1 protein-coding gene is annotated in these 383 nt (G+C 45.7%); it reads left to right on the top strand.

Annotated elements, in window-relative coordinates:
• Positions 1 to 38: 38 nt before the first annotated feature.
• Positions 39 to 383, top strand: a 345-nt coding sequence (locus Q5762_RS37350; RefSeq protein ID WP_315896759.1) for a hypothetical protein, incomplete at its 3' end; no start/stop codon positions are given.

Below are 383 nucleotides of genomic sequence, written 5' to 3'. Positions count from 1 at the left end.
CATTCGGAGTATTGCCCAACTTCGGCAAAGTTGAAGGTATGATCTATGTCTCTGACAGTATGGAGAACGGTGTAAAGTCTGCACGAAACAACACCGAGTTCCGTTACAACAACTCGGAGTTTATGCAGGAATACGTCCCGTACAGGAAGTTCACCGACAACTATATTGAGTTTGGCAACAAAGACGGTCATTGTCTTGGTATCAAAATGTTCGGTGCCAAGACTGGCCTTCGTGGTACGAAGATTTTTGGTAAACGTCCAAAGATCGCAGTGCTCGATGACTTGCTCTCTGATGATGATGCACGGTCACCGACTGCCATTAATGCAATCAAGGACACTATCTACAAGGGTGTAAACTACGCTCTTGATCCAGTGGATCGTAAG

It is taken from the genome of Streptomyces sp. P9(2023), from assembly GCF_032436795.1.
In the GTDB taxonomy this organism is placed as follows: Bacteria; Actinomycetota; Actinomycetes; order Streptomycetales; family Streptomycetaceae; genus Streptomyces.
The sequence above is the reverse complement of the archived record's forward strand: the minus strand, read 5'-3'. Positions and strand labels throughout refer to the sequence as shown.